The 25,668-nt window shown below is 39.3% G+C and carries 26 protein-coding genes and 1 tRNA gene; 19 read left to right on the forward strand and 8 right to left on the reverse strand.

Annotated features, from left to right (window positions below; all coding sequences use genetic code 11):
* Positions 1-13 precede the first annotated feature (13 nt).
* Both MTP24_RS04130 and eno read left to right on the forward strand, forming a co-directional pair.
* On the forward strand, positions 14-1,648 hold the full coding sequence (locus tag MTP24_RS04130; RefSeq protein WP_006794157.1) for a CTP synthase: 1,635 nt from the start codon (positions 14-16) through the stop codon (positions 1,646-1,648).
* 114 nt (positions 1,649-1,762) lie between these two features.
* Entirely contained in the window at positions 1,763-3,061 is a 1,299-nt protein-coding gene (eno, locus tag MTP24_RS04135) for a phosphopyruvate hydratase (RefSeq protein ID WP_203984436.1), read from the forward strand.
* Positions 3,062-3,261: 200 nt separating this feature from the next.
* On the opposite strand, the gene mutH is transcribed toward eno, so the two are convergent.
* Complete coding sequence (gene mutH, locus MTP24_RS04140) at positions 3,262-3,933, reverse strand: DNA mismatch repair endonuclease MutH (RefSeq protein ID WP_008132736.1); 672 nt, start codon at positions 3,931-3,933, stop codon at positions 3,262-3,264.
* Positions 3,934-4,462: 529 nt separating this feature from the next.
* Here mutH and rppH point away from each other — a divergent pair.
* The 14 genes from rppH to MTP24_RS04210 all read left to right on the forward strand — a co-directional run bounded on the left by rppH (position 4,463) and on the right by MTP24_RS04210 (position 16,183).
* Positions 4,463-4,981, forward strand: a complete 519-nt coding sequence (gene rppH / locus MTP24_RS04145) for an RNA pyrophosphohydrolase (protein ID WP_006792674.1) — start codon at positions 4,463-4,465, stop codon at positions 4,979-4,981.
* A gap of 30 nt (positions 4,982-5,011) precedes the next feature.
* Positions 5,012-7,276 (forward strand): phosphoenolpyruvate--protein phosphotransferase, encoded by a 2,265-nt coding sequence (gene ptsP / locus MTP24_RS04150; protein WP_058428516.1) that lies wholly within the window; start codon positions 5,012-5,014, stop codon positions 7,274-7,276.
* Between the two features lie 91 nt (positions 7,277-7,367).
* The gene (locus tag MTP24_RS04155; protein WP_006792676.1) at positions 7,368-8,177 is read left to right on the forward strand and encodes a sulfite exporter TauE/SafE family protein; all 810 of its coding nucleotides are present in this window, start codon (positions 7,368-7,370) and stop codon (positions 8,175-8,177) included.
* Positions 8,178-8,189: 12 nt separating this feature from the next.
* Positions 8,190-8,993: a prolipoprotein diacylglyceryl transferase gene (gene lgt / locus MTP24_RS04160; RefSeq protein ID WP_008132732.1), complete on the forward strand. Its 804-nt coding sequence runs from the start codon at positions 8,190-8,192 to the stop codon at positions 8,991-8,993.
* Between the two features lie 7 nt (positions 8,994-9,000).
* Complete coding sequence (locus MTP24_RS04165; protein WP_138740779.1) at positions 9,001-9,852, forward strand: thymidylate synthase; 852 nt, start codon at positions 9,001-9,003, stop codon at positions 9,850-9,852.
* Between the two features lie 21 nt (positions 9,853-9,873).
* Positions 9,874-10,752, forward strand: coding sequence for a UTP--glucose-1-phosphate uridylyltransferase GalU (gene galU / locus MTP24_RS04170; protein WP_006792679.1), 879 nt, complete (start codon positions 9,874-9,876; stop codon positions 10,750-10,752).
* Positions 10,753-11,090: 338 nt separating this feature from the next.
* Positions 11,091-11,780 (forward strand): SPOR domain-containing protein, encoded by a 690-nt coding sequence (locus MTP24_RS04175; protein ID WP_008132700.1) that lies wholly within the window; start codon positions 11,091-11,093, stop codon positions 11,778-11,780.
* 77 nt (positions 11,781-11,857) lie between these two features.
* The gene (locus MTP24_RS04180) at positions 11,858-12,457 is read left to right on the forward strand and encodes an SPOR domain-containing protein (protein ID WP_243532917.1); all 600 of its coding nucleotides are present in this window, start codon (positions 11,858-11,860) and stop codon (positions 12,455-12,457) included.
* Between the two features lie 48 nt (positions 12,458-12,505).
* Positions 12,506-13,099, forward strand: a complete 594-nt coding sequence (locus tag MTP24_RS04185) for a FlgO family outer membrane protein (RefSeq protein ID WP_010555877.1) — start codon at positions 12,506-12,508, stop codon at positions 13,097-13,099.
* Between the two features lie 13 nt (positions 13,100-13,112).
* The gene (locus MTP24_RS04190; RefSeq protein ID WP_243532919.1) at positions 13,113-13,805 is read left to right on the forward strand and encodes a FlgO family outer membrane protein; all 693 of its coding nucleotides are present in this window, start codon (positions 13,113-13,115) and stop codon (positions 13,803-13,805) included.
* Positions 13,806-13,812: 7 nt separating this feature from the next.
* The gene (locus tag MTP24_RS04195; protein WP_243532921.1) at positions 13,813-14,505 is read left to right on the forward strand and encodes a FlgO family outer membrane protein; all 693 of its coding nucleotides are present in this window, start codon (positions 13,813-13,815) and stop codon (positions 14,503-14,505) included.
* Between the two features lie 75 nt (positions 14,506-14,580).
* A tRNA-Arg gene (locus MTP24_RS04200) sits at positions 14,581-14,655 on the forward strand.
* 125 nt (positions 14,656-14,780) lie between these two features.
* The gene (locus tag MTP24_RS04205) at positions 14,781-15,656 is read left to right on the forward strand and encodes an HNH endonuclease (protein WP_243532924.1); all 876 of its coding nucleotides are present in this window, start codon (positions 14,781-14,783) and stop codon (positions 15,654-15,656) included.
* Between the two features lie 26 nt (positions 15,657-15,682).
* Positions 15,683-16,183, forward strand: coding sequence for a hypothetical protein (locus tag MTP24_RS04210; RefSeq protein ID WP_243532926.1), 501 nt, complete (start codon positions 15,683-15,685; stop codon positions 16,181-16,183).
* Between the two features lie 529 nt (positions 16,184-16,712).
* On the opposite strand, the gene MTP24_RS04215 is transcribed toward MTP24_RS04210, so the two are convergent.
* The 3 genes from MTP24_RS04215 to MTP24_RS04225 form a co-directional block, all read right to left on the reverse strand.
* Positions 16,713-17,645, reverse strand: coding sequence for an exopolyphosphatase (locus tag MTP24_RS04215; RefSeq protein ID WP_243532928.1), 933 nt, complete (start codon positions 17,643-17,645; stop codon positions 16,713-16,715).
* A 145-nt stretch (positions 17,646-17,790) separates the two neighbouring features.
* Positions 17,791-19,239, reverse strand: coding sequence for a dihydrolipoyl dehydrogenase (locus MTP24_RS04220; protein WP_243532929.1), 1,449 nt, complete (start codon positions 19,237-19,239; stop codon positions 17,791-17,793).
* 52 nt (positions 19,240-19,291) lie between these two features.
* Positions 19,292-20,020 (reverse strand): glutathione peroxidase, encoded by a 729-nt coding sequence (locus MTP24_RS04225; protein WP_006792689.1) that lies wholly within the window; start codon positions 20,018-20,020, stop codon positions 19,292-19,294.
* A 111-nt stretch (positions 20,021-20,131) separates the two neighbouring features.
* On the opposite strand from MTP24_RS04225, the gene MTP24_RS04230 reads away from it, so the two are divergent.
* Positions 20,132-21,031 carry a LysR substrate-binding domain-containing protein gene (locus MTP24_RS04230; RefSeq protein WP_243532932.1) on the forward strand — a complete coding sequence of 300 codons (900 nt, stop codon included), beginning with the start codon at positions 20,132-20,134 and terminating at the stop codon, positions 21,029-21,031.
* On the opposite strand, the gene MTP24_RS04235 is transcribed toward MTP24_RS04230, so the two are convergent.
* Entirely contained in the window at positions 21,028-22,221 is a 1,194-nt protein-coding gene (locus tag MTP24_RS04235) for a flagellar assembly protein FlgT (RefSeq protein WP_243532934.1), read from the reverse strand. The genes MTP24_RS04230 and MTP24_RS04235 overlap by 4 nt on opposite strands.
* Before the next feature lie 139 nt (positions 22,222-22,360).
* Here MTP24_RS04235 and MTP24_RS04240 point away from each other — a divergent pair, with 139 nt between their 5' ends.
* On the forward strand, positions 22,361-22,819 hold the full coding sequence (locus MTP24_RS04240; protein ID WP_033019180.1) for an LPP20 family lipoprotein: 459 nt from the start codon (positions 22,361-22,363) through the stop codon (positions 22,817-22,819).
* A gap of 244 nt (positions 22,820-23,063) precedes the next feature.
* Here MTP24_RS04240 and MTP24_RS04245 read toward each other — a convergent pair whose 3' ends face one another.
* The 3 genes from MTP24_RS04245 to flgA form a co-directional block, all read right to left on the reverse strand.
* Complete coding sequence (locus tag MTP24_RS04245; protein ID WP_006792693.1) at positions 23,064-23,495, reverse strand: flagellar protein FlgN; 432 nt, start codon at positions 23,493-23,495, stop codon at positions 23,064-23,066.
* On the reverse strand, positions 23,488-23,808 hold the full coding sequence (gene flgM, locus MTP24_RS04250) for a flagellar biosynthesis anti-sigma factor FlgM (RefSeq protein ID WP_006792694.1): 321 nt from the start codon (positions 23,806-23,808) through the stop codon (positions 23,488-23,490). Before flgM ends, MTP24_RS04245 begins: the two co-directional genes overlap by 8 nt.
* Before the next feature lie 75 nt (positions 23,809-23,883).
* Positions 23,884-24,591, reverse strand: a complete 708-nt coding sequence (gene flgA, locus MTP24_RS04255; protein ID WP_243532935.1) for a flagellar basal body P-ring formation chaperone FlgA — start codon at positions 24,589-24,591, stop codon at positions 23,884-23,886.
* 142 nt (positions 24,592-24,733) lie between these two features.
* Between flgA and MTP24_RS04260 the strand changes: the two genes are divergently transcribed.
* The gene (locus tag MTP24_RS04260; RefSeq protein ID WP_006792696.1) at positions 24,734-25,666 is read left to right on the forward strand and encodes a chemotaxis protein CheV; all 933 of its coding nucleotides are present in this window, start codon (positions 24,734-24,736) and stop codon (positions 25,664-25,666) included.
* Positions 25,667-25,668 lie beyond the last annotated feature (2 nt).

Raw genomic sequence — 25,668 nt, forward strand, 5'->3', positions numbered from 1 at the left:
TTCTAGGGTTCGCATGAGTACAAAATTTATCTTCGTTACTGGCGGGGTTGTTTCTTCGTTGGGTAAAGGTATTGCAGCAGCATCGTTGGCGGCTATTTTAGAAGCCCGTGGCTTAAATGTTACTATTTTAAAGCTGGATCCTTACATCAACGTTGACCCAGGCACAATGAGCCCAATTCAACACGGTGAAGTATACGTTACAGAAGACGGCGCAGAGACTGATCTTGATTTAGGTCACTACGAACGTTTTATTCGCACCAAAATGACTAGCCGAAATAACTTCACACAAGGCCGCGTATATGAAGACGTATTACGTCGCGAGCGTCGTGGTGAATACTTAGGCGCAACTATTCAGGTTATCCCTCATATCACTAACGATATTAAACAGCGCGTTTACGAAGGCGCTGAAGGCCATGACATAGCAATTGTTGAAATTGGTGGCACAGTAGGTGATATTGAATCACAACCGTTTATCGAAGCAATTCGTCAAATGGGCACAGAGATAGGTCGCGAACGCGCACTCTTTATTCACTTAACGTTAGTGCCTTTCTTAGGCCCTGCAGGCGAAGTGAAAACAAAACCAACACAGCACTCAGTTAAAGAACTTCGCTCTGTTGGTATTCAGCCAGATATTCTAATTTGTCGTTCAGACCGTAAGTTACCTAACAATGAGCGTGCAAAAATTGCATTGTTTACCAATGTAGAAGAAAAAGCGGTAATTTCATTACCCGATGTAGACAGTATTTATAAAATTCCAGCACTGTTAAAATCACAAGAACTAGACAACTTTGTATGTCGTCGTTTCCACTTAGACGCACCTGAAGCTGATTTAGTTGAGTGGGAACAAGTATTGTACCAAGAGTCTAACCCTACGGGTGAAGTAACCATTGGTATGGTTGGAAAATACATTGAACTACCCGATGCATACAAGTCGGTTAACGAAGCTTTAAAACATGCGGGCCTTAAAAACCGTTTAACTATCAACATTGAATATGTTGATTCACAAGACTTAGAAAGCAAAGGTGTAGAGCTGCTTTCTCACCTTGATGCTATTTTAGTACCAGGCGGTTTTGGTGGTCGTGGTGTTGAAGGTAAAATTTTAGCGGCTAAATACGCACGTGAAAATAAAGTGCCTTACTTAGGTATTTGTTTAGGTATGCAAGTGGCGCTTATTGAGTATGCACGTAATGTTGCAGGCTTAACCGATGCAAACTCAACAGAATTTAATGCTAAATCAGCAGCGCCTGTTGTAGGTTTAATCACTGAGTGGTTAGACGCCGAAGGTAAAGTAGAAGTTCGTGACGAGAAATCAGATCTTGGTGGCACAATGCGCTTAGGCGCTCAAAAATGTCACTTAGCACCAGGTTCTAAGGTACACGAAGTTTACGGTAGCGACGAAATTGTAGAACGTCACCGTCACCGTTATGAAGTTAATAACAACTTTGTAGACCAACTTGAAAAAGCAGGTTTAACATTCTCTGGTTTATCTGAAGATAAAAAACTAGTAGAAATTATTGAAAACAAAGATCACCCTTGGTTTATTGCCGCGCAGTTCCACCCGGAATTCACGTCAACACCACGTGATGGTCACCCGCTATTTGAAGGATTTGTAGCAGCAGCGCATATCCACCAAAAAGCGTCGTCGTAACTTATAAAAGCCGTGCATATATTGCACGGCTTTTTTGTTTTAAGACTGACTAAACTATGCAAAACATAGTAAAGTAAACAAAACTCACCATTTTGGGAATATAGAGGAAACAAGATGTCAAATATCGTAAAAGTAATTGGTCGCGAAATCATGGACTCGCGTGGTAACCCAACTGTTGAAGCTGATGTACATTTAGCTGATGGCTCATGGGGTCGTGCGGCCGCACCTTCTGGCGCATCTACTGGTACTCGCGAAGCATTAGAGTTACGTGATGGTGACAAAGCGCGTTACTTAGGTAAAGGCGTATTAAACGCGGTTGGTTACATCAATAAAGAAATTGCTGATGCGCTAGCTGGCCAAGACGCACTTAACCAAAGTGCAGTTGATAAAGTAATGCTAGATTTAGACGGCACTGAAAACAAAGAAAAATTAGGTGCAAATGCAATCTTAGCAGTATCACTAGCAACAGCTAAAGCCGCAGCTCAGTCTAAAAAAGTAGAGCTATACGAGCACATTGCTGATTTAAACGGCACACCGGGTGTTTATTCAATGCCACTTCCAATGATGAACATCATCAATGGTGGTGAACACGCAGATAACTCTGTAGATATTCAAGAATTTATGATCCAACCTGTTGGCGCTTCAAACTTCCGTGAAGGCCTACGTATGGGCGCAGAAGTTTTCCACAGCCTAGCAAAAGTACTTAAAGCAGATGGCCACTCTACAGCTGTAGGTGATGAAGGTGGCTTTGCGCCAAACCTTGAGTCTAACGAAGCAGCACTTGCAGCAATTAAAGTTGCAGTAGCAAATGCAGGTTACGAGTTAGGTAAAGATATTACGCTTGCAATGGATTGTGCTGCCTCTGAGTTTTACGACAAAGAAGCAAACATCTACGATCTTAAAGGTGAAGGCAAAAAATTCACGTCTGAAGAATTTAACTACTTCTTACAAGAGCTTACTCAGCAATACCCAATTGTTTCAATTGAAGATGGCTTAGATGAGTCTGATTGGGATGGATTTGCTCACCAAACTAAATTAATGGGCGATAAAATCCAGTTAGTAGGTGATGATTTATTCGTAACTAACACTAAGATTTTAAAACGTGGTATCGACAACGGTATTGCTAACTCAATCTTAATTAAGTTTAACCAAATCGGCTCACTAACTGAAACGTTAGCAGCTATTAAAATGGCGAAAGACGCTGGCTTTACTGTTGTTATCTCTCACCGTTCTGGTGAAACAGAAGATGCAACAATTGCTGATTTAGCAGTAGGTACTGCGGCAGGTCAAATCAAAACGGGTTCATTAAGTCGTTCTGACCGCGTAGCTAAGTACAACCAATTGCTTCGTATTGAAGAGCAATTAGGCGCTAAAGCACCGTACAACGGTTTAAAAGAAGTTAAAGGTCAGTAATTTTTTAGAAGCTGATTTTAAATTTTAAGCTATAAAATCCTCGCCATTGCGGGGATTTTTTGTTTAAGCTTTTTGAGTAACTACAACACTAATTAACAAGAATCCTCAATTAATTTGAGATACTAATATGGCGTTAATGGTGTTAAAACTTCCTAAAAAGTTTTATGGAAAATTTAAGCCTTGTTGTCGACAAGGATTAATCAAAGCAGAAATTGCTGCTTTAAAATGTCACCTGTAAAACTGGTTTTTAAGTAAAAACCACGGGGGAGGGTTTTAATTATTTGCCCGTTTGGGCCAATGGCATCGGTCACAATTTTGCTATTAGCGGCTTTTGGACGAATTTGCATTGCATCGCCTAAATGGCCTGATATTTCATCAACCCTACCAAGCGCAATAAGCTCCATTTGCTCTTCCCAGTCTCGTTGTAGTTTAGCGTCCTGCTCAGGCGTTGGTTGCCATAAAAAGCCACTGCCAATGGTTCTATTAAACGGTGCTATATCTCGCTCGCTTAAAACCGGAAGCCATAAAACGTGGTTAAGCTTTTTACGAACCGCACTAGTGTGCCATGTCATGCCCGTTACGTTTATTAGTGGCGTTACCGATACAAAGGTGGTTTCAAGAGGTTTGCCCTTATAGGAAATAGGCAGCGTTTTGAGTTCAATACCTAAATCCTCAAAGTCAGGAAGGGGTTTAGAACCCGCGGTTGCACCTAAAACGTACTCAATTAATTGACCCGTCCAGCCTTTTTCTCTTAATAAATCATCAGGGGTTTTAAAGTTATATTGCTCGGCAAGCTGTCCAAGCGTAAGGCCTGCAATACTGTTAACACGTTGAATAAGGTCATTAATTGAATGTGGTTTAGTTGGACGCATAGCACTAATTTGAGTTGAATAAATACCATGCTCATGATAGCAAATCAGCTAAGCCGTGGATATCTTTAGGGTTGTGTGTTTTTTGTTCGGTGGTTGGGTGTGTTAATTTTATACATTGTGAAAATTGCATCTAATTCGTTAAGTTGCTGACTAACTTGGCTTTTTTCTGTTGTCGAGTATTGATTGTATTGGGCGTAATAAAAGTTACAGGGATAAATACAACTATATGAACATGTTTATCCACAGAATCTGTGGAGAACAACACGTTTTCGATCTTGTATTGTGGATTTGTTTGCAAAATGAACGTGTTTTTTAAAAGTTATGCACAAACTGTGAGTAACTAGAGCAAAATAATAACTGCAATAGCTTTCATACATTTTTTTAAATCTTTTTACTCGTATCTCAGTATTTTCATCTCTGAGCTGAGTGTAAATTACACTTACCCAGTGGCTCGCTTATAATAGTGTTTGCCGTATTGCGGCTAATGTGGAACAATCATTAAAAATCGACTTACAAATGAGGCACTAAGGTGATTGATGCCGAAGGTTTTCGTGCCAATGTCGGAATTGTAATTTGCAATAATCAGGGACAAGTATTTTGGGCCAGGCGCTACGGTCAGCACTCTTGGCAATTTCCCCAAGGCGGTGTTGATGATGGTGAAACACCAGAACAAACTATGTACCGTGAATTACACGAAGAGGTCGGACTGCGACCAGAAGATGTAGAAATTGTCGCAAGTTCAAAACATTGGTTACGCTATAAATTACCCAAACGATTAATTCGTCGCGACTCAAGTCCGGTGTGTATTGGGCAAAAACAAAAATGGTTTTTACTGAAACTTCGTTGTAAAGACGAAGATGTAAACTTACTTAAAACTCATCACCCAGAATTTGATGACTGGCGTTGGGTGAGCTATTGGTATCCTGTAAGGCAGGTTGTGTCGTTTAAACGGGACGTTTACCGACGTGTAATGAAGGAGTTTGCTCCTTTCGCTATGCCTTTTAATAAAAGAGAACAACATAAAGACCACTGGCGAAGTAAAAGGTAATAACATTATAGTAAAATAAAGGAGCAGGACATGCTGGCAACATTGAGGTCTATTGCTGAGTCTGTATCGCAACAAGCGAATTTAGACACTGCATTAGTGTGCTTTGTGCAAATGGTTAAAGACGCCATGAAAACCCAGTGCTGCTCTATTTATTTTGCTGATTATAGCCAAGACAACTTTGTGCTTATGGCTACCGAAGGGTTAAATCCTGATGCGGTTGGTAAGTTTAGAATTGGCTTTACAGAAGGCTTAGTAGGATTAGTTGCTCAACGCGAAGAGCCCATAAATATTGCCTTTGCTAAATCACACCCGCGCTTTAAGCTCTCTCCTGAGGTAAACGAAGAAGGCTATAATGCTTTTTTGTCGGTGCCTGTGGTACATCAAAAAAAAGTGTTAGGCGTTATTGTTGTTCAACAAAAAATGGCCCGTGTTTTCAGCCAAGATGAAGAATCATTTTTAATAACGCTTTCTGCTCAGCTTGCTTCACAATTGGCACATGCCGAAATTAAAGAAGTACTTCGCCAAGACGAGTCATCTCATCAAACATCCGTTTTAAAAGGTGTATCCAGTGCACCGGGTATAGGTATAGGTACTGCTTTTGTTCTTTTACCAAAGCTTGACTTTAAATCAATTGAGCTTCAAAAAAATAGTGATGTAACTGAGCAGCGGCGGCTATTTACTCAAGCGGTGGCCGCCACACGTAAAGAATTTAACACGCTTTCGATGACGTTAAGTGACTCTATTCCTCAAGAGGCGTTAGCCGTATTTGATGTTTACCAACAGTTATTGGATGCTAAAAGTTTAGGTCACAATGTAGAGGTTCAGTTACTCGAGGGATGGTGTGCAAAAAGCGCGCTTAAAATTGTGATTGAGCGTTTAATTTCGCAATTTAATGCGATGCAAGACCCATACATAAAAGAGCGTGCTGTTGATGTTAAAGACATAGGCTTACGCGTATTGCATCACTTAGTTAATACTGAACACGCAATAAAAGATTACCCCCCAAATACTATTTTGATTGCTAATACATTAACCCCCGCCATGCTTGCTGAAGTACCAAAGGGGCATTTAGCAGGGGTTGTTAGTGTTAATGGCTCTGCCAATAGTCATGCTTCTATTTTGACTCGCGCAATGGGGATCCCTGCTATTTGGGGGATAGAAGACTTACCATTACTTCAATTTGATGGTAAACCAATGATTTTAGATGCATTTGCAGGGCGCTTGTATATCTCACCCTCGCAGATGTTATTAGATGAGTACGCAGACTTACAACATCAAGATAACCTGTTAAATAATCGCTTTTTAGCAGAGCAAGAGTATGAGTCTATTACTTTAGATGGCGAACACGTCAGTTTATTATTAAATGCCGGACTAGAGTTAAAAACAGATCAAAACAACGCTCATGTGTGCGACGGCGTAGGTTTATACCGCACTGAAGCGTGGTTTATGCAAAAAGGCCAGTTTCCTTCTCAGTTAGAGCAAGAAAATTGGTATCGAGAAGTGCTCACTAGTTATTACCCAAATCCCGTTGTAATGCGTACTCTCGATATTGGCGGCGATAAAGTGCTCGACTATTTTAATATAACCGAAGAAAACCCATTTTTAGGTTGGCGCGGTATACGTATTAGTCTTGATCACCCCGAGTTATTTTTGGATCAGCTCAAAGCAATGCTTAAGGCTAATATAGGTTTAGGCAATTTAAAAATAATGCTGCCGATGATCAGCGGCACTGAAGAAGTAGATGAAGCATTAGGGTTATTTGAACAAGCTTATTTTGAACTCAACGAACATTTTCCTGAGCAGCAAATAGATCGCCCCGATATTGGTATTATGCTTGAGGTGCCTTCCAGTGTGTTTATGTTGCCTGAATGGTCTAAAAAAGTAGATTTTTGTTCAGTAGGCAGTAACGATTTAACACAATATTTATTGGCAGTAGATAGAGCCAACGCGCGTGTTGCTGAGCTTTTTAATCCTTATCATCCCGGGGTGCTCAGAGTTTTAAGTAAAATAGCCAGTGAGTGTGAAAATTACGAATTACCCTTTAGTTTATGTGGTGAACTTGGTGGTGACCCAGAAGGGGCCATATTGCTAATAGCAATGGGCTACAGACGATTGAGTATGAACTTATCGTCTTTAAATAAGGTAAAATGGGTGCTTAGGCGTTTGAGCGTTGCCGACATGGAGCAGTTGTTGAGCGAGTGTTTAGCACAATCAACAGCTAAACAGGTCCTGCGTTTAACGCGCAATTTTATGTTAGAACATAATTTAGGTGACCTATTTTATACCCCAAAGTAAAAAGTACTGACTTAATTAATTTTAATACGCAGATGCTATTCGTTTTATAATCCTTTAACATATAAGCCTTCAAAAGGCATTTGAGATAACTATGTATGACTTAGGTTTGTTGGTCGCATGTTGCGCACTACTAGGCTGTATTGTTGGTTTTTTAGCAGGATTATTAGGTATTGGCGGCGGATTAATAATTGTGCCTGCACTGAGCACATTGCTGATTTTATTTAATGTTACATCTGCAGAACATGTTGTAGTTATTTCGATTGCGACCTCTTTGGCCTCTATTTTATTTACTTCTACGTCTTCAGCATTGGCTCATCATAAAAATGATAATGTGCCTTGGCATGTTGCACCTTGGGTTATGGCTGGTGTAGCAGTAGGGGCTTTAATTAGTGGCTTTGCCGCAAGCTTAATACCGGAGCAGTTACTTCGTAGTGTATTTGCAGTAAGTGTTGTATTTATTGCAGCTAGAATGGCGCTATCATCACGTAATAAACCCTCATCAACTAAGCCGCTCCCACCGGGTCCTATTTTAGGGTGTATTTCCGCTATTATGGGTGGTTTATCGGGCTTGATTGGTATTGGTGGTGGAGCGTTAATTGTGCCTATGCTCAATTACTTTTCTATTGATATAAGAAAAGCCATTGGCTGCGCTGCCGTTTCGGGCATTGTAATTGCCTTATTTGGCTCTATTGGCTACATTAGCGCGGGTTGGAAGGTGACCGACTTAGCACATGGTTTTGCAGGGTTTGTATATTTACCTGCGTTATTTGGTATTGTTATTACGTCGTGGTTTGTGGCGCCTTACGGGGCTAAAGCAACTCATTATTTACCTGTTAATACAATAAAGAAAGTTTTCGCGGTACTGCTTGTTGTTATCGCAATTAAAATGGTTTTTAGCTAAAGGTTTATTTTTATGGCACTTGAGTTTCCTCAAATCGATCCAATTATTTTTTCGATTGGACCACTGAGCGTACGTTGGTACGGATTGATGTATTTAATTGGTTTTGCATTTGCGATGTGGTTTGCAAATCGTCAAGCAGCAAAGCCTAATTCTGGCTGGACCAAAGAGCAGGTAAGTGATCTATTATTTTATGGCATGTTAGGGGTCATACTTGGTGGTCGTATTGGCTATGTATTGTTTTACCAATTTAGTTATTTTTTAGAAAACCCACTTTACTTGTTTCGCATCGATCAGGGCGGTATGTCGTTTCATGGTGGTACGCTGGGCGTAATTACAGCCGTTGCTATTTTTTCGTGGACACGCAAAAAATCACTGCTACAAGTTGGCGACTTTGTAGCGCCACTAGTGCCAGTGGGGTTATTAGCAGGGCGTATAGGTAACTTTATAAATGGTGAGTTATGGGGGCGTGTATCAGACGTACCTTGGGCTATGGTATTTCCAACCGGCGGGCCGCTTGCTCGCCACCCTTCGCAGTTATACGAAGCCTTTTTTGAAGGGCTCGTTTTATTTTTAATTATGCTATGGTTTATTAAAAAACCACGCCCTGCGGGCAGTGTTGGCGGTGTATTTTTATTAGGTTACGGTGTGTTTAGGTTTGGTATTGAATACTTCCGCCAACCAGACGCACAACTAGGCTTATTTGCCGACTTTATTTCTATGGGACAAATACTGTCACTGCCTATGATTATAGGTGGTTTAGGTTTATTAATTTGGGCTTATAAAAACCCGCAGCAAGTAACAGCAGCAAAGGCATAATAAAAGCATGAAACAATATTTAAAATTATGTCAGCGTATCGTTGACGAAGGTCAATGGGTAGAAAACAAACGCACAGGCACACGTTGCTTAACCGTTATAAACGCCGATTTAGAATATGATGTAGCAAACAATCAGTTCCCGATGATCACAACGCGTAAAAGTTACTATAAAGCGGCCATTGCAGAGTTACTTGGCTATTTACGTGGCTACGATAGCGCAGAACAATTTCGTGAAATTGGCTGTAAAACATGGGATGCCAATGCCAACGATAACCAAGCTTGGCTTAATAACCCAAATCGTAAAGGTGAAGACGATATGGGGCGGGTTTACGGCGTCCAAGGTCGCGGCTGGCAACGCCCTGATGGCTCAACACTCGATCAGTTAGCTAAAGTAATTAACAATTTAAAAAATGGCATTGATGATCGTGGTGAAATAATCACGTTTTATAACCCAGGTGAATTTGAACAAGGTTGTTTAAGACCTTGCATGCACACGCATACGTTTTCACTACTAGGTGACACGCTTTACTTAACATCTTATCAGCGCAGCTGCGATGTGCCGTTGGGGCTAAATTTCAATCAAATTCAATGTTTTGTATTGCTTGCACTAGTCGCTCAAATTACTGGCCATAAGCCGGGCAAGGCGTACCATAAAATAGCTAACGCTCATATTTACGAAAATCAGCTCAAATTAATGCGCGACGTTCAGCTCAAGCGCGAACCATTTGAATCGCCTACACTTACAATTAATCCAAATATAAAGTCACTTGAAGACATAGAAACGTGGGTTACCCGAGATGATTTTGAAGTAACAGGCTATCAATGCCATGACGCAATTCAATATCCATTTTCAGTATAATAACCGATTAAGGAAAACAACATGAAAGCAGTGATCCCAGTAGCGGGACTTGGTACGCGCATGCTACCAGCCACAAAAGCAATCCCTAAAGAAATGCTTCCTGTCGTAGACCGACCTTTAATACAATACGTAGTAAACGAAGCGGTTGCCGCAGGCATAAAAGAGATAGTACTTGTCACGCACTCAAGTAAAAACTCTATCGAAAACCATTTTGATACCAGCTTTGAGTTAGAAGCAACGCTTGAAAAGCGTGTTAAGCGGCAATTGCTTGCCGAAGTGCAAGCTATATGTCCTAAAGACGTAACAATAATTCACGTTCGCCAAGGCGAAGCAAAAGGGCTAGGCCACGCTATTAATTGCGCCGCGCCAATTATTGGTAACGAACCGTTTGTCGTTATTTTACCCGATGTGATTATAGACGACGTTGAAAGCGATCTTAAAAAAGACAACCTTGCAGAGATGATCGCCCACTTTGAACAAACTAAACACAGCCAAATTATGGTAGAGCCTGTACCAATGCAGGAAGTAGATAAGTTTGGTGTGGTGGACTTAGGTGGCACCGAAATAGCACAGGGTGAAAGCTCACCAATTGTTAGCATGGTAGAAAAACCACCGGTTGACGAGGCACCTTCAAACCTAGCAGTAGTTGGGCGTTACGTGTTAAGTGAAAATATTTGGCCGCTACTTGCAAAAACGCCGCAAGGTGCTGGCGATGAAATTCAGCTGACCGATGCTATTGCCATGCTTATGCAAAGCGAAAAAGTGGATGCTTACGCAATGAAAGGCCGAAGCCACGATTGTGGTAGTAAAATTGGTTATTTAAAAGCAACCATTGAGTTTGCACTTCGTCGTGACGAATTTGCCGATGAGTTAAAAACGTTTATTAAAACACTTGTATAACCGTTTACATTTAATCAGCAAAAAGCGCCTAATTAGGCGCTTTTTTTATTGGTTTTTGCATAACTTGTTTTTTTAATGTAAAAATTAGAATAGTTTTGATTACTTTACAGACATAATGTAATTTATGTTGTAATGTTTAGTTTAAGTGGCATTAAAATTGTATTGAAAAGTGTTCTCATGGAGGAGTCAAAAATACATAAGCTTATTGAATTAAATACGCTTATTTATGTAAAGGGCTAGGGTGTGGCTCGAAAATTAAAGTAAGGTTAAACGCTTTGTAAAGAGGATGTTTAACTGAAATGTAAGTGTGATTACACTGCTTTCAGGACAGCGATTAAATGTTAACTAATAACAAAAAAATAACAGGATTACTTTTAAGCCTGCTGATACTGCTATTTGGTACAGCATGCTCTATTACGCCTGAAGCTAAATTAGTGCAAGCACCAGAAACACAAACTAATTCGCCTGAGTATGTACCTATTACTGCATTAGAGCTGGCTCAGTTAAAAGATGCAGCATTGCAATGGCAGCAAGCCAGAGCGGGTATAGAGCGTATTTTAAAGCTAGAAAAAGAAATTACCTACCTTGTTAATCACATAGATATTATTAACAGTAAGGCAATAGCCCAATCTAATCAGCCTACAAATAGCTCGTACAGCACGCGCACAATTCACAATCAGCAAGCTGCTCGTTCGCGTAGCCAAAGCGTTAATCAATACAGAAATAAAAAGCAGACGGTTAAACTTAATACACCTAGGCATATTTTTGCTCTGCAAGTGGCATCGGTTGACTCAGAAAAAGACATCGCAAAAGCGTGGAAAGAGCTAAACACCAAAGCTGCCCCCTTATTCAGAAAAAAAATACTTACCAATGTTGAAACCGCAAAAATTAACAAAAAAACGTTTTACAGGCTTAAGTTAGGTTCTTACCAAAATCTAAAAAATGCCAAAGCAGACTGCGAAGTATTTAAAGTGTATAAGCTTGACTGCATAGTGAGTAACTACACAGATAAACCCGTAAAGCTGTAGTTAAAATAGTAACTTGCTAAAAATTTTTTTATCCATAAAATACCTGACCATAATCAAAAGGGTGGTAGGTAAAAAGTATGGTTATTAAAAAGGAATTTATAAACACTTTATTTTGTATTGGGGTTTTGCTCGTTATAACAGGGTGTACTTCATTTAAAAAAGCGCCACCGAGTTCAACAACACCAAACACTGTCCTTATTTCAAGCGAGGATTTAAAAGCGCTCAAACAGTCTGCAAATGAGTGGAAAACAGTTGAGCCTAAAGTTAACGACCTGCTTGAGCTAGAAGGCCAGCTATCAAAGCTGACTACTCGTTTAAAAGCCATTGACGAAACCAACACGGCTGGAACAAACAATGCTCAAACAACCACTTCAGCAGAAAGTATTTTAAAAAGCGACCAAGCATTTTTCGCTATTCAAGTAGCAGCATTTAATAGTGAAGCTAAATTAAACGCGGCACTGGCTAATTTAAAACGTAAAATACCGACGTTTTTTGATACTAATTTAGCTGTTAATGTTGAAACTAAAGTAATAAAAACCAATACGTTTTATCGTTTAAAGTTAGGCGCATATAAAACAAATAAACAAGCAACAACCGGTTGCGAAGTATTAAAACAGCAAAAAATTAATTGTTTTGTCACCTATTATACGCAGGAAAAACCACAACCAACCCTCTAGGCATAATAATTGCTTAGTCTCTTGTATGATCACAAGAGGATGGCAACTATGCGCCTTTTACTACCCTTATTATTAATTAACTTGGCCGCGTGCAGTTTAATTCCTGAACCCGAGCCAAGTATAAGCACATATGCCCCAAAAGCAGCGATGGCACCTTATACAGTAAGTGACTATGTACACAACTTAACTGTGCAATTAAGTCATTTAAAAGGTCCATTAAGCAACAATACTCGCATAGGTGTGAGTAGCTTTTATTTTGCAGATGCGCTCGACACTAAGCTAATGACGCAGCAAGCGTCGGGCTTAAGCCAACAAATACAAGAAAGCATATTAACCAAAATGACGCAAATGGGTTATCACACGGTCGAATATCGCTTAGCAAATAACCTACACTTATCTCATAATGCCGACAGCGCGCTGACCCGTAATTTAGAACAGTTACGAGAGCGCCAAAATATTGACCTTATAATCACCGGCACCGTGACACGTCAACAGCATGCATACATTGTAAATGCGCGCATGGTAAACATTAGCAATAAGCAAGTTTTATCTGCTGGCAGTACCGAGATCCCAATCAATGTTATGTGGGGAAATGAAAAAATTCAGCAGCGCGATGGCTCACTCTATCGCAGTGAATATTAACGAGGAGTACACAATGAGAAACTTATTAATCACGCTATGTTTGCCACTAGGTTTTGGTTGTTCACAAATTATGAACACCCCTAGTGCCGACCCAGCTGTTGAGCAAAGTAACCAAGGAGCGCAACTGGCAACAAGCCAACGCAAAGTGAGTGCTCCAGTTAATCACGATAGCATGTTTCAGTCGGGGTTAGCTCAGCAAACTAACTACACAAAATCGACGCCGCCAATGCATAAAAATATAAACCACTATGTGCGCGGAATAATGCAAGACATGGTCGAAAACTTACAATACGTAAATGATAAAACACCACTAGCGGTATCAAGTTTTGTATTTTTAGACGACGATTACAGTAATGGTAGCTTATTAGGAAATCAAATTGCTGAAAGCTTTATGCATGAGCTCCACAATTTTGGTGTACCGGTCATTGATTTTAAAACCACCGATTATGTGCGTGTAACACAAACCGGCGACTTTGTTTTTAGCAGAGACTATCTTGAATTAGACCCAGAGCAAAACTTTCAATACGTACTGGCAGGCACGCTAGTAAGTCACCAAGGCGGAGTTTTAGTCAATGCACGAATTGTTGGCTTAACAAGTAAAGCGGTTGTTGGTTCGGCGCAAGGGTTTTTACCGCAATCAGTTATTGATGCGTTAAATGGTAATTACCGTACCGATGGTATTATGCTAAAACAAGCGAGTGAGTGAGGTGAGTATGCGCTTTACACTAAACACCAATTTACGGACATTATCACTAGCTGGGTTAGTCGTTGCTCTATCTGGTTGCTCGCTAATGCATCACCATGAGCATGATTCAAATTCGCACACACGAACGCAAGCAAGTACCAGCTATGTATTAAATGGCAGTTACGATACTCAAACACACAACCAAACTGTGCAACCAAACAATGATTACGATGCGTCAAAACCCTTTAAGCCAGTAAAGCATCATAAAACGCTCGTTAATTACGTAGAGCAAATGGCTTTAGACTTAGTTGACACGCTAGAGTACGACACAGAATCCGATACACAGGTTAATATTGCTGTTAGTACATTGGTAAATTTTGACTCGTCACTCAATAAAAGTAACCAGTTAGGTAACCAAATATCCGAAACATTAATCCATCAATTACAAAAGTTTGGTTACAGTGTGGTTGATTTTAAAACCACCAGCACGATAGAGGTAAACAGACGCGGTGATTTTGTGTTTTCACGAAATATCAAAAAGCTGAGTGAAGATCATATGGCAAGTCATATACTCGCGGGCACCTTAATTTACAGGCAAAACGGTATTGTTATTAATACACGCATTATAAATGTCAACACCAAGCAAATAGTGGCCAGCAGCCGAGAGTTTATACCGCAATACGTACTAAGCAAAGAAGATATATATTTATCAAGTAATTAACTCAAATTCCACTTGATTTAAAACTTGATATTAAAAATCAGATGCCGTTATAATTTAGCTCTAGCACATCGCTGTGGCCTCTTAGTTAAATGGATATAACGGCCCCCTCCTAAGGGGCAGTTGCAAGTTCGATTCTTGCAGGGGCTACCAATAAAATCAAAGGCTTATGTTTATTTTTCTTTCTTATTTAATTTATGTGTAGCACATGTGTAGCACATATGTAGCATGTTTATTTGAGTGAGAATATAAACTTTAGCAAGTTAAAGGATTAGCTTTTGTTTGAGCAGGTTTTTAGTCATATACAGCATAATTATAATTTATCTCCAACAGTTGAGGTTGGTGAAAGAGATTCTTTATGTAGGTTCTGCAAGTTAAATGATGTGAAGTTCAATAAGAAAAGAGCCCATTCCTTTCCTGAGTTTCTTGGCAATAAAAGCATCTTTACAGTTAATGAATGTGATGAGTGCAATGCTAGATTTTCAAAAATAGAGAAAGATTTAAGCAATTTTATACCCCCAACGATTATTACTCGACTAAGAGGCAAGAAAGGTTATCGGCCGAATTATATAAAAGGTGGTAGTAAAGTTTATGGAGATGATCAATTTATAACATTAATACAAGAAAAATCTTCAGAGAAAAGCTCATTAAATTTTTCTTCACAAACTTTTGATATGGTCAAAGTTTACAAAGCAATTTTAAAGAGCTTAATATCCATTCTTCCAGATGAAAAATTAAAAGAATTTAGTACTGCTATTGGGTGGTTGAGATCAAATCAGAATTTTGAAAGCCTTAATCATTTTCCTATTTTTTGGTGTGGATACAGAATGCCTGATGTTAACTTTCCAATAAAAATGGAAATCGAATTAACTAGAGAAATTTCTGATAATCACATTATCTATATTTTATATTGCCAATTTAATAACTTTTTTATTTACTTCCCTTTCTCTCCAACTAGCAAATTATTTTTTAAAGCTGAGCAATTAGCATCAAAAGCGATAGCCGAGAACATACATTATGAAAAAGTTGACTGTGGTGATGTAATAACAAGCCATTCATATAAAATCAACCTTCCTCTTGGTGAACCTGATATAACTTCGAGAGAAGAGCTTACGATAGAGCAGTTAAATAATATATTGAAAAACAGGGAATGAAACAGTAATCAAGGGTGAGCACTAATATGAATCAACTAAAACTCGCAACGACTAAAGCTAAAGAGGGGTTATTTGATGAAGCTATAGAAATTTTATTGTTCGCTTATCAAAGTGGAATATCATCAGAAGCTGACATTTTAAAAGTATTGCCCTATTATCAGAAAGCTGGCAGATACAACGAGCTTGAGAAAGTTTGTCAAGAAGACTTCATTCCACAATTAGAACAATTAAACTATTCGACGCTTTCTCACAAATGTGAAGAAATTCAAAAGTCTTTTCTATCCTTAAAGTTGAACAAGCTATACGCAAAGTTAGCTTTGTGTGCAGAAAGAGAAAATCAAACTGAGGATGAAAAAAGATATATTAGTTTTAGCCAGCATTATTATGGGGCTTATGAAGATCTTTTAGAGCAAGGTACTAAGGTAGAGGAGCTTAAAGAGTTTAAAAGCATAGTGAAACTATACGGAAAGAACAGTCATTTGTGGCCTGAGTTTTTGCAAAAAGAATATTCTAAATATATAAAATAGTTAAACTCAGATAGTACAGTTATTTACAGAACTCCAAGTTAAGATCTTTTTTGCCATTCTGGCAAATGGTAATCTAAAGATAATTTTTGGCTTTGTACTGCTGTGTGATATGAGCTAAAGCTAAATTAAGAGCTTTAGCTATTTGAAAAGTCGTATTTAACTGCAATTTTATTTATTGGTGATAGCTTTAGCTCTTTTTAGATAATACGGAGCTTTAGCTAACTCGTTCTAGCTTTAGGTTATGCTTTTTCTACCTTCCATAAGTAATGCCTAGTGATAATAGCTTTACCAGCGAACCACAAGCCTTTTACTTTGAAAGAGCCGTGGGTCAAATCTTGACTTCATACATCAGAACTTTTGACTGACAATTTCTCTCAAACCAGCCCTTAAAAATCTAAGATATCAATAACTATTGAGTTGAAACGTTAGCAAAGTAGTTTTTTTATAGCTAAAAGTTTATAACTACACATAAAAAAGCGAGTAAATATAAACCTACTCGCTTTACAATTTAATAGCTAATAGTTAGTAATTAACCATCATTAGTGATTTTATCTATCAGCTCAGTGAGTACTGTGTCGGCTTGGCTGGTCTCTACTTGGCAGGTTCCTGCATTTAAGTGGCCGCCGCCGCCGTATTTAAGGCATAACTCACCTACGTTTGTGTTTGAGCTGCGGTTAGTAATTGACTTACCAATTGCATACACTACGTTTTGCTTTTTAAGCCCCCACATTTTATGAATTGAAATATTGCAGTCGGGGTACATAGCGTAAATTACAAAGCGGTTGGTGGCGTAAATGGTTTCTTCTTGAGTTAGATCTAATACCACTAGGTTTTTATGCACTGTTGCACACTGTGTTATTTGTGCTTTTGCTTTTTCGTTGTGCTCATTATAAAGCGCAACTCGCTCTGCAACATCTTCCATTTGCAAAATGTCGTCGATGTTTTGATCTTTACATGCATCAATGAGCTTCATCATTAACTGGTAGTTTGAAATTTTAAAATCGCGAAAGCGGCCTAGACCTGTGCGGGCATCCATTATAAAGTTCATTAACACCCAGTCGGTTGGATTGAGTATTTCATCTTTAGAAAACTGAGCTGCGTCGCCTTTATCTACAGCGTCCATCATATCTACTGAAATATTAGGAAATTTTTCGGCGCCGCCGTAGTAGTCGTAAACGACTCGAGCAGCTGAAGGCGCTTTAGGGTCAATTATGTGATTTTTAATGTCGCTTGCGTTTCGAACGGTTTCACTTAAGTGGTGGTCAAATGCTATGTGACAACCCGCTACGTAGGGAAGGTTAGTGGTAATATCGTTAGCGGTGATGTCTATTTTTCCATCTTGCATGTCTTTTGGGTGTACAAACAAAATGTCATCAATTAGATCTAAATCTTTTAGTAGTACAGCACATACAAGGCCATCAAAATCGCTACGAGTGACTAGTCTAAATTTATTATTGGGCATAGCTATTCCATCTTTTTAATTAAATTACGTATTCAGTGTAACAGCTAAACTATTTTTTGAGATACCAGTGCTTAAAAATTATATAAATAAAAAAGCCAAAACAGACGTTTTGGCTTTTTAATAGCAAGTGTTTATTTTTTGTAAGTTATGCGCCTGGGCCACATTCCATACAGTGGTTAATGATATCTGGGCCAAACTTAAGCTTGGCGTTTAAATCGCGCAGTGCGGTGCGTAAGCCTTCTTCAATAACCGGGTGGTAATACGGCATATTAAGCATTTGTGGTACGGTCATTTTATTTTGTACTGCCCATGCAAGCAGATGCGCTATGTGCTCGGCTTGTGGGCCAATAAATTCGGCGCCTAAAAATAAGCCGGTGCCTTGCTCTGCGTATACACGCATATGGCCCTTATTTTTAAGCATTACGCGGCTTCTGCCTTGGTTTTCAAAGCTGACTTCGCCCACTTCAAAACAGCCACATGAGCCTAAACGGTCTGTTATTTGGGTAAAGCTTTCGCCTACCATGGCAATTTGTGGGTCGCTGAATACAGCGGCAATTTTAGCTCTGCGCAGGCCAATACGTATATCTGGGAAACGCCCTGCATTTTGCCCTGCGATGGTTCCCTGATCAGACGCTTCATGAAGTAGCGGGATCATGTTGCTTGCATCGCCGGCTATAAATATGTTTGATTCGCCACATTGCATTGTGTGCGGATCGGCATGCGGTACGCCGCGTTCGTCAAGTTCTATACCTGTGTTTTCGAGCCCTAGCTTGTCTACATTAGGAACTCGGCCTGTTGCGGCTAGTACATAGTCAAACTGTTCGGTGTGTTTTTCACCTTGTTTGTCGGTGTAAGTAAGCTGCGCTTTGTCGCCTATTTGCATCATGTCTGATACGTTTGAGTCGGTATCAACAAAAAACTCTTTTGCAAAAACTGTATTTGCATAGTCTTTTACTACGGGGTCGGTGAGTGGACCAATTGCACCACCTACACCAAATAATTTTACATTAACACCTAAACGGCTAAGTGCTTGACCTATTTCAAGGCCAATTACGCCCGGGCCAAATACGGCAACTGATTCTGGTAGGTCGTCCCACTCAAATACGTCGTCGTTAATGATTAATTTGTCACCAAAATTATTAAATACGCCAGGGTAAGAAGGGCGAGAGCCTGTAGCTATGACAAACCGCTTGGCTGTAATAATGGTGTGGTCATCTATTTGTACACGGTTTGCATCTAAAAATTTAGCGTAACCTTTAATTTTGTCTTCGTCTGGTAGTTCATCAACGGCTTCTACTACAAAACCAGCAAAACGATCGCGTTCACTTTTAACGCGTGCCATAACTGCTTTGCCGTCTATTACCGGCTTTGAGCTATGCACACCAAATGCAGGTGCCATTTCTATAGCGTGCGCAGCTTCTGCAGCAGCTATTAATAATTTGCTTGGCATACACCCTACGCGTGCGCAGGTTGTACCATAAGGACCTGATTCGATCATAAGTACGTTAGGGGTAAACTGTTTAGCGTTTCGGTATGCACTTAAGCCTGCTGTACCTGCGCCTATAACTACTACGTCGGTTTGCAATTGTTTCATTGTATTTTCCTTCAATAAATAGGGGCACTTGGCCCCCATTTAAATTTACTTATTAGGCAAAGTATTTTTCTAGGTCGTCTGAACCACCAATGTGATTACCACCAATAAATACTTGTGGAACGGTGTCGCGGCCAGAGATTGCTTTTAGGCTTGTTAATGATGCACCTGCACCCATAACAATTTCCTCATAGGCAAAGCCTTTTTCTGTAAGTAGTTCTTTTGCTTTTTTACAGAATGGACAACCGGGCTTAGTAAAAACGCTTACTGGCTCAGGTTTAGCTTGTTTAGGGTTGATGTAATCAAGCATGGTGTCTGCATCAGACACTTCAAACGGGTCGCCTGGTAGGTCTGGTTCGATGAACATTTTTTCAATTACGCCATCTTTTACCAGCATAGAGTATCTCCAGCTGCGCTTACCAAAGCCTAAATCGTTTTTGTCTACTAACATGCCCATGCCGTCTGTAAACTCGCCGTTGCCGTCTGGTAGTAAAGTAATGTTTTGCGCTTCTTGGTGTTCAGCCCATGCATTCATTACAAATGTATCGTTAACTGATAAACATACAATTTCATCTACGCCATTTTGCTTAAACACACCAGCTAGCTCGTTGTAGCGAGGAAGGTGAGTAGATGAACATGTTGGGGTGAATGCACCCGGTAGTGAAAACACAGCAACGGTTCTGCCTTTAAAAATCTCGTCTGTTGTTACCGATTTCCATTCGTCGTTTTGACGTGTTGCAAATGTAACGTTTGGGATTGTTTGACCTTCAATATTCTTTAACATGGTTTAGTTCCTCTTGATTTGTTAAAGCCATTATGGCGAAAATTTAAATATAGTTCTAATCGTTTGTTTGTATTAAACTGATAGTCAAAAGCTATCAGGGTGGAGCTGAACATGAACTTAAAAGACTTTGAATACGTTAAAGCCATAGCACAACATAAACATTTTCGTAAAGCAGCCGATGCGTGCTTTGTTAGCCAACCTACACTGAGTGGGCAAGTTAAAAAGCTTGAACAAACATTAGGTGTTACTTTATTTGACCGCTCAACCAAACAAGTAACCCTAACTGCTAAAGGTGTACGTTTATTAGCGCAAATAGAGGTTATTTTAGAGCAAACTCAAATACTCAAAGAGCTGGCTTCTACCTCTAATGAACCATTACAAGGTAAGATAACAATTGGTATTATTCCAACTATTGCGCCGTATTTATTGCCAACTTTGTTAACCTCAATGAAAGAAGCATTTGTAGATAGCCAATTTGCGTTTATTGAAATGCAAACAGCCACCATATTAGATGCGCTTAACAATGGTGAGCTTGATTTTGCAATTCTGGCCGATGTAGCTGAGCTTAATCATTACCACACTATTCCACTTTATAAAGAAGACTTTTTAGTCGCTGTTTCAAAAGATAACGCGCTGGCTAAGCATAAAAAAGTCGCGCTTAGTGATCTTCAGGGTTGCAGCCTATTAATGTTAAGTGATGGTCATTGCTTTAAAGATCAAGCCCAAAAGTTTTGTTTTTCGGCAGGGGTTGATGTGTCTAATCAATATAAAGGCAATAGTTTAGAAACGTTACTTGCGCTGGTGGCAATGGATGATGGCGTTACTTTTGTGCCAAAGTTAGCTTGCACACAGCGCACGGGTATTGATTATATGCCTATATTTCCCAATCAGCAGCGTAATGTCGTGTTTGCATGCAGAAAGCATTATCCGCATTTGGCAGGGGTTGAGCAGTTGGGTGAGTGGTTGTCGGCTCACCCTAATTTAAAAACACAGCTTGCTAAAGCGCTTTAAAGATCTTGGCTTATTACTTCAACTACATCGTTGATTTGTACGCCGGGTAAGGGCTGGTCGTCAATGCTTACTGCAACCGCAGTTTGTTGATATAACTGCTCTACACGTATTTTGTTGAGTGTTGTAGTGGTGTGAGGCATTACATTACCAGCTGCATCAGTTAGGTAGTTATGGTGTGCAATACTCAGCATTTGCCCTTTTTTTAGGCCATGTGCTTTACCTAAATTAATTACTATTTTGCTGTTTTCCATATGCATTATTTTACCTTGCGTTGGAAAGCAGGCTAATACAGCTTGTAAGTCATAACTTAGGGTTTGATTTATATCTTGTATACTTTGACCGTAGGGTGATTGCCAAAACCTATCACTGTTTACATCAATAATGGCGGTTTTTTCGAATGGCCAAGTGCCTTGGCCCTGATAACTATTGCTCCAAAGCTGCTCATAGGTTGTGCCATTAAAAAGGCTAAACTCTATTTTGTAGTTGCGTTGGTAGCTATCGTCTTGCCAAAAAGCATAATCGCTATTGAGTTTATCGCTTGTTGATAGGTCGGTAATTTGGCTAAGTAACACGTACTGAGCGTTGGTGCGAGATGATATTTCTTCTAACTGAACTTTTGAGTAGTCGTACTGCTGCGAAAAGTAATTATCTACATTTAAAGGTATATTGTAATAAGCAACGGGTAGGGCGCTCATTTTTGATTTTTGTAAGGTGGTGAATATTCGTTTGCTAATTGCTTTATTTACGTCAAATATTTGACCCATTCTAGCTTGCTCTCGATGAACCAGCTGACTTTGTGTTACGGCAACAAACTTGTTAAAGCTGCTTTGCGGGCATTGCTCTGTTTGCGCAAATATATCTAAACGCAGGGTAATCGCAAATTTATCGTCGTATTTATTTTCACTTACAAGTTCAATTTTTTGAATTTCGCCGTGGCTACTAATTTTTAACTGATCTTGCATTAATACGCCGTCTACCAAGGTTTGTACTGAGCTGACACGCGCCCCAGAAAAAACCAACGCTTGAGTTATAGCATCTTTTATAGCTGCAGATTTGGCCGCGCTTATGTCGTCGTTTTGAATAAGTGCGTGCCCTGTAGATTCATACCACTGCGCATTTGAAAAAGTCGAAAACGTAAATAACGCAGTTGCGCTTAATCCTGCAAATGCCTTTAATAAAAACGATTTCATACTTTTTGCTCCAAATAAACGTTAGCTTTACCTTGAGGCAGCAAGGACTGTACCAATGTTATTAATCAATAAAAATAACGTTATAAATGGCATTAAACATGCATATACCACCGTAATTAATTTACTAGGGCACAAAATTATGCGAGCAATTTCATTAGTTATTACACTTGGGTGTTTAACCTTGAGTGGGTGCAGCAGCGTGTTTGATAAGCATGTTGAGTACAAATATGTTGAGCCTAATAATTACCCGGTATTAAAAGCGGTAGGTTATGCACCTATTAGTTTACAAAAAGGGGCAAGCGCTTCACAAAAGCAGCTTATGGCTATTAAAGCCTCTAAACTTGAAGCATACAGAGAGCTTACAGAGCAAGTATATGGGCAAAAGGTAACTGCGGGTATGAGCGTTGAAAACGCAGTCGCTAAGGATGATTATCTAGAAAGCAAAGTGCAGGGCGTAATTAAAGGTGCACAAATTATAAAAACGTATGCAGTAGATGACACATACGTCACTGAGCTGGAACTCAATATGAAGCGCGTGCATGATTTATATATTGGCGAAATAAAACCACGTGAAGTAAAAAAAGTAACGTATTACTGATAAATTGACGTTCGCAATAAATTTTACAGCTGTACGTTTAGTATTTAGGCAAGTTAGAGTTTTAAGTATACAGCAGTTTAAATATTACAATGCGTCAACTAAACAGTCTCACCTGAGTACAAAAACCTCAGTCAAAAAGGTTGACGCAGCTTGTCTCAATTTTTGGGTTTTCAAGTTTGAGATACCGGTAACTAGCAGGTTTAAATATTATAGAAGTAGGTAATTTGGCTGAAGCATTTTGAGTTTATGCTTTTAAATTTCTGACAAGCTGACCGTTGGTGTTAACTTCACCGCCAGACTGATTATATGTGGTGGACGATGGGGCACCAATTAAAATGTTTTTTAGTTGTTTTACACTAAGCTGCGCCTGATGTGCTGCATGCGCGTTTACTTCGTTTTGTTTTTGGCATTTCTCTAACTTACTGCGAACTTGGGCTATAAGCTCGGGAAGCTCTTCAGACTGCTCGTCATTCTTAGCAAGTAACTTGTTTAACTCTTGATCTAGGCTATTTAGCTTGGTTAAAAAAGTCATTTTTTGTTGGGTAATTTCTTTTAAACCTTCACCTCTTCTTGAGGCAATAGCTGTTAGCTCGTCGTTTAATAAAACAGCGAGAGAATCTAAACACTTATCTTGCTCGTTTAACTTAACAATAATCAAGCTATTATGATCAGCCATAGACATCAAACTCGAAGTCAGCTAAATTTTTGGCAAGCTTTTCACTGTCTATTTGGTACTTACCTTCAGTGATTGCTTTTTTTAGCTCAGCAACTTTGTTACTGTCAAAACCAGAAGATTGCTGTGCTTTTTCTTGCAGTGTTTTTAATTGCTGTGCTTGTGGTGTTAAGCTTACAGAATCGCTAGCAGCTTTAGGCGTAGCCGATTGAGCCGCTTGTGTATTTGCATTATCTCTTTGCAAATCAACCTTTTGTTGTTTAGCATTAGCTAAAGCGCTTGGTTGTTGATTACCTGAATTGACTTGATTAACCATAATAAAAATCCATAATTTACCCAACTAATACCAGTATATCGGCATATCTTTAGTAAACTTTAATATTATTTTTAATTAAATATTTACTTGTACAGACTCTACACCATCTACACGCGCATTTAAAACTTTACCTGTTTTTTTGTTCTCTACAAGTATTTGTTCGCCCAGAGTGCCATCTTCAAGCGCAACACCGGTCGTTTTTATCTGTAAGCCTTTTGTGCTTGCATAAATATTAATAGCATCACCTTTGCATACCATACATATTTGATTGAGCAATATTGGCATACCTTCGCGAATGTTGCGTTTACTTCGACTGCCAATAAGTGCTTTAGGATCGTCTTGATATTGCACTCTTACAAAGTGTGTCGGTTTCATCTCAATGGTTAGGTGAGCGCTGGTTATTACTTCACCGCGCGCAATATTATCAGTTGTTACAACAACAGGTGCCATTTTTAGCACCTTTATATGTACGTATTGTGCCCAGCTTTGTGGATCGTCGCATTTTACTTGTATTGTAATTTGTCTGTTAAACGGTGGTTCACTTGATGAAATAATATCAGGTGTCGTTGAACAAGCACGATCAGGTATACGGCTGTCTAATGGCAATGCACTGAGGTGTATTTGCTCACTATCGTGTTCGCCAATTTGCTCAGCAATGTATTTTACAGCCATTTCTTGTAGTGATGCTTTACTAAATACTTGTGCAGATACAGGGAATGCCATTCCTAGGCTAGTAACAAAATAAAAAACACTGTATCTTTTGATTTTTTTTAACAAACTCATAATGTTTCGACTATGCTTATGGTTTCAAACAGGGTATAAATATTTTGCGTCAAAATTAAGACGCTCCCACGATGTTGTGTAGCTTTGTATATGTAGGAAGCAATTATCGTTCCGTATTATTTGTTTTCTAAAGGAGATTTTAATGGCAGGCATTTTAGACTCAGTAAACCAGCGTACTCAGTTGGTTGGCCAGAACCGCCTAGAATTACTATTATTTAAACTCAGAGGGCGCCAGCGTTTTGGGATCAATGTATTTAAGGTAAGAGAAGTCCTTCAATGTCCTCCGCTTACTAGTATGCCAAAATCGAATTCTTATATTCGTGGTGTAGCTCATATTCGTGGACAAACTATTTCTGTCATAGATTTATCTATGGCGGTAGGTGGACGTCCAATCGATAACATCAAAGACAGCTTTATCATAATTGCTGAATATAATCGCTCAGTGCAAGGTTTTTTGGTCGGTGGTGTTGAACGTATAGTTAATATGAACTGGGAAAAAATAATGCCACCACCTTCTGGTGCCGGACGTTATTCATATTTAACCGCCGTTACTGAAATAGAAAACGAGCTAGTAGAAATTTTAGATGTTGAAAAAATATTAAATGAAATTTGCCCTGTTAACACAGAAGTAAGTTCTGAAGTTGCTGAAAGTGGTGACATTCAAAAAGATTTAGGTGAACGAATTGTATTTATAGCTGATGACAGTGCGGTTGCGCGAAATCAGGTAAAACGAGCACTTGAGCCGCTGGGTGTACAAACTGAGTTGGCTAAAAATGGCAAAGAAGCACTCGTAAGATTAAAAGAAATTGCCAAGCTTGATTGTCAAACAGATATTACAGAACGTGTTGCTTTGCTTATATCTGATGTTGAAATGCCTGAAATGGATGGCTATACACTAACTGCAGAAATAAAAGCAGACCCTAAACTTGCCCCTTTGCATGTCATTTTGCATACATCACTGAGTGGTGTATTTAACCAAGCAATGATTGAAAAGGTTGGGGCTGACGATTTTATTGCCAAATTTAACCCTGATGAATTAGCGACGGCGGTTAAAAAGTGGGTTCATTGTGAATAATC

The organism is Pseudoalteromonas sp. APM04 (genome assembly GCF_022809815.1).
Taxonomy (GTDB): domain Bacteria; phylum Pseudomonadota; class Gammaproteobacteria; order Enterobacterales; family Alteromonadaceae; genus Pseudoalteromonas; species Pseudoalteromonas marina.

What these genes read in the sequence shown, in the direction of transcription:
- MTP24_RS04225 (WP_006792689.1), bottom strand. Translation starts at nt 20,020, where the DNA reads ATGTTAAAGAATATTGAAGGTCAAACAATCCCAAACGTTACATTTGCA.
- MTP24_RS04230 (WP_243532932.1), top strand. Translation starts at nt 20,132, where the DNA reads ATGAACTTAAAAGACTTTGAATACGTTAAAGCCATAGCACAACATAAA.
- MTP24_RS04240 (WP_033019180.1), top strand. Translation starts at nt 22,361, where the DNA reads ATGCGAGCAATTTCATTAGTTATTACACTTGGGTGTTTAACCTTGAGT.
- eno (WP_203984436.1), top strand. Translation starts at nt 1,763, where the DNA reads ATGTCAAATATCGTAAAAGTAATTGGTCGCGAAATCATGGACTCGCGT.
- galU (WP_006792679.1), top strand. Translation starts at nt 9,874, where the DNA reads ATGAAAGCAGTGATCCCAGTAGCGGGACTTGGTACGCGCATGCTACCA.
- ptsP (WP_058428516.1), top strand. Translation starts at nt 5,012, where the DNA reads ATGCTGGCAACATTGAGGTCTATTGCTGAGTCTGTATCGCAACAAGCG.
- MTP24_RS04245 (WP_006792693.1), bottom strand. Translation starts at nt 23,495, where the DNA reads ATGGCTGATCATAATAGCTTGATTATTGTTAAGTTAAACGAGCAAGAT.
- MTP24_RS04155 (WP_006792676.1), top strand. Translation starts at nt 7,368, where the DNA reads ATGTATGACTTAGGTTTGTTGGTCGCATGTTGCGCACTACTAGGCTGT.
- flgA (WP_243532935.1), bottom strand. Translation starts at nt 24,591, where the DNA reads ATGAGTTTGTTAAAAAAAATCAAAAGATACAGTGTTTTTTATTTTGTT.
- MTP24_RS04260 (WP_006792696.1), top strand. Translation starts at nt 24,734, where the DNA reads ATGGCAGGCATTTTAGACTCAGTAAACCAGCGTACTCAGTTGGTTGGC.
- flgM (WP_006792694.1), bottom strand. Translation starts at nt 23,808, where the DNA reads ATGGTTAATCAAGTCAATTCAGGTAATCAACAACCAAGCGCTTTAGCT.
- MTP24_RS04130 (WP_006794157.1), top strand. Translation starts at nt 14, where the DNA reads ATGAGTACAAAATTTATCTTCGTTACTGGCGGGGTTGTTTCTTCGTTG.
- MTP24_RS04220 (WP_243532929.1), bottom strand. Translation starts at nt 19,239, where the DNA reads ATGAAACAATTGCAAACCGACGTAGTAGTTATAGGCGCAGGTACAGCA.
- MTP24_RS04185 (WP_010555877.1), top strand. Translation starts at nt 12,506, where the DNA reads ATGCGCCTTTTACTACCCTTATTATTAATTAACTTGGCCGCGTGCAGT.
- MTP24_RS04165 (WP_138740779.1), top strand. Translation starts at nt 9,001, where the DNA reads ATGAAACAATATTTAAAATTATGTCAGCGTATCGTTGACGAAGGTCAA.
- mutH (WP_008132736.1), bottom strand. Translation starts at nt 3,933, where the DNA reads ATGCGTCCAACTAAACCACATTCAATTAATGACCTTATTCAACGTGTT.
- MTP24_RS04175 (WP_008132700.1), top strand. Translation starts at nt 11,091, where the DNA reads ATGTTAACTAATAACAAAAAAATAACAGGATTACTTTTAAGCCTGCTG.
- lgt (WP_008132732.1), top strand. Translation starts at nt 8,190, where the DNA reads ATGGCACTTGAGTTTCCTCAAATCGATCCAATTATTTTTTCGATTGGA.
- MTP24_RS04180 (WP_243532917.1), top strand. Translation starts at nt 11,858, where the DNA reads ATGGTTATTAAAAAGGAATTTATAAACACTTTATTTTGTATTGGGGTT.
- MTP24_RS04210 (WP_243532926.1), top strand. Translation starts at nt 15,683, where the DNA reads ATGAATCAACTAAAACTCGCAACGACTAAAGCTAAAGAGGGGTTATTT.
- MTP24_RS04235 (WP_243532934.1), bottom strand. Translation starts at nt 22,221, where the DNA reads ATGAAATCGTTTTTATTAAAGGCATTTGCAGGATTAAGCGCAACTGCG.
- MTP24_RS04215 (WP_243532928.1), bottom strand. Translation starts at nt 17,645, where the DNA reads ATGCCCAATAATAAATTTAGACTAGTCACTCGTAGCGATTTTGATGGC.
- MTP24_RS04190 (WP_243532919.1), top strand. Translation starts at nt 13,113, where the DNA reads ATGAGAAACTTATTAATCACGCTATGTTTGCCACTAGGTTTTGGTTGT.
- MTP24_RS04195 (WP_243532921.1), top strand. Translation starts at nt 13,813, where the DNA reads ATGCGCTTTACACTAAACACCAATTTACGGACATTATCACTAGCTGGG.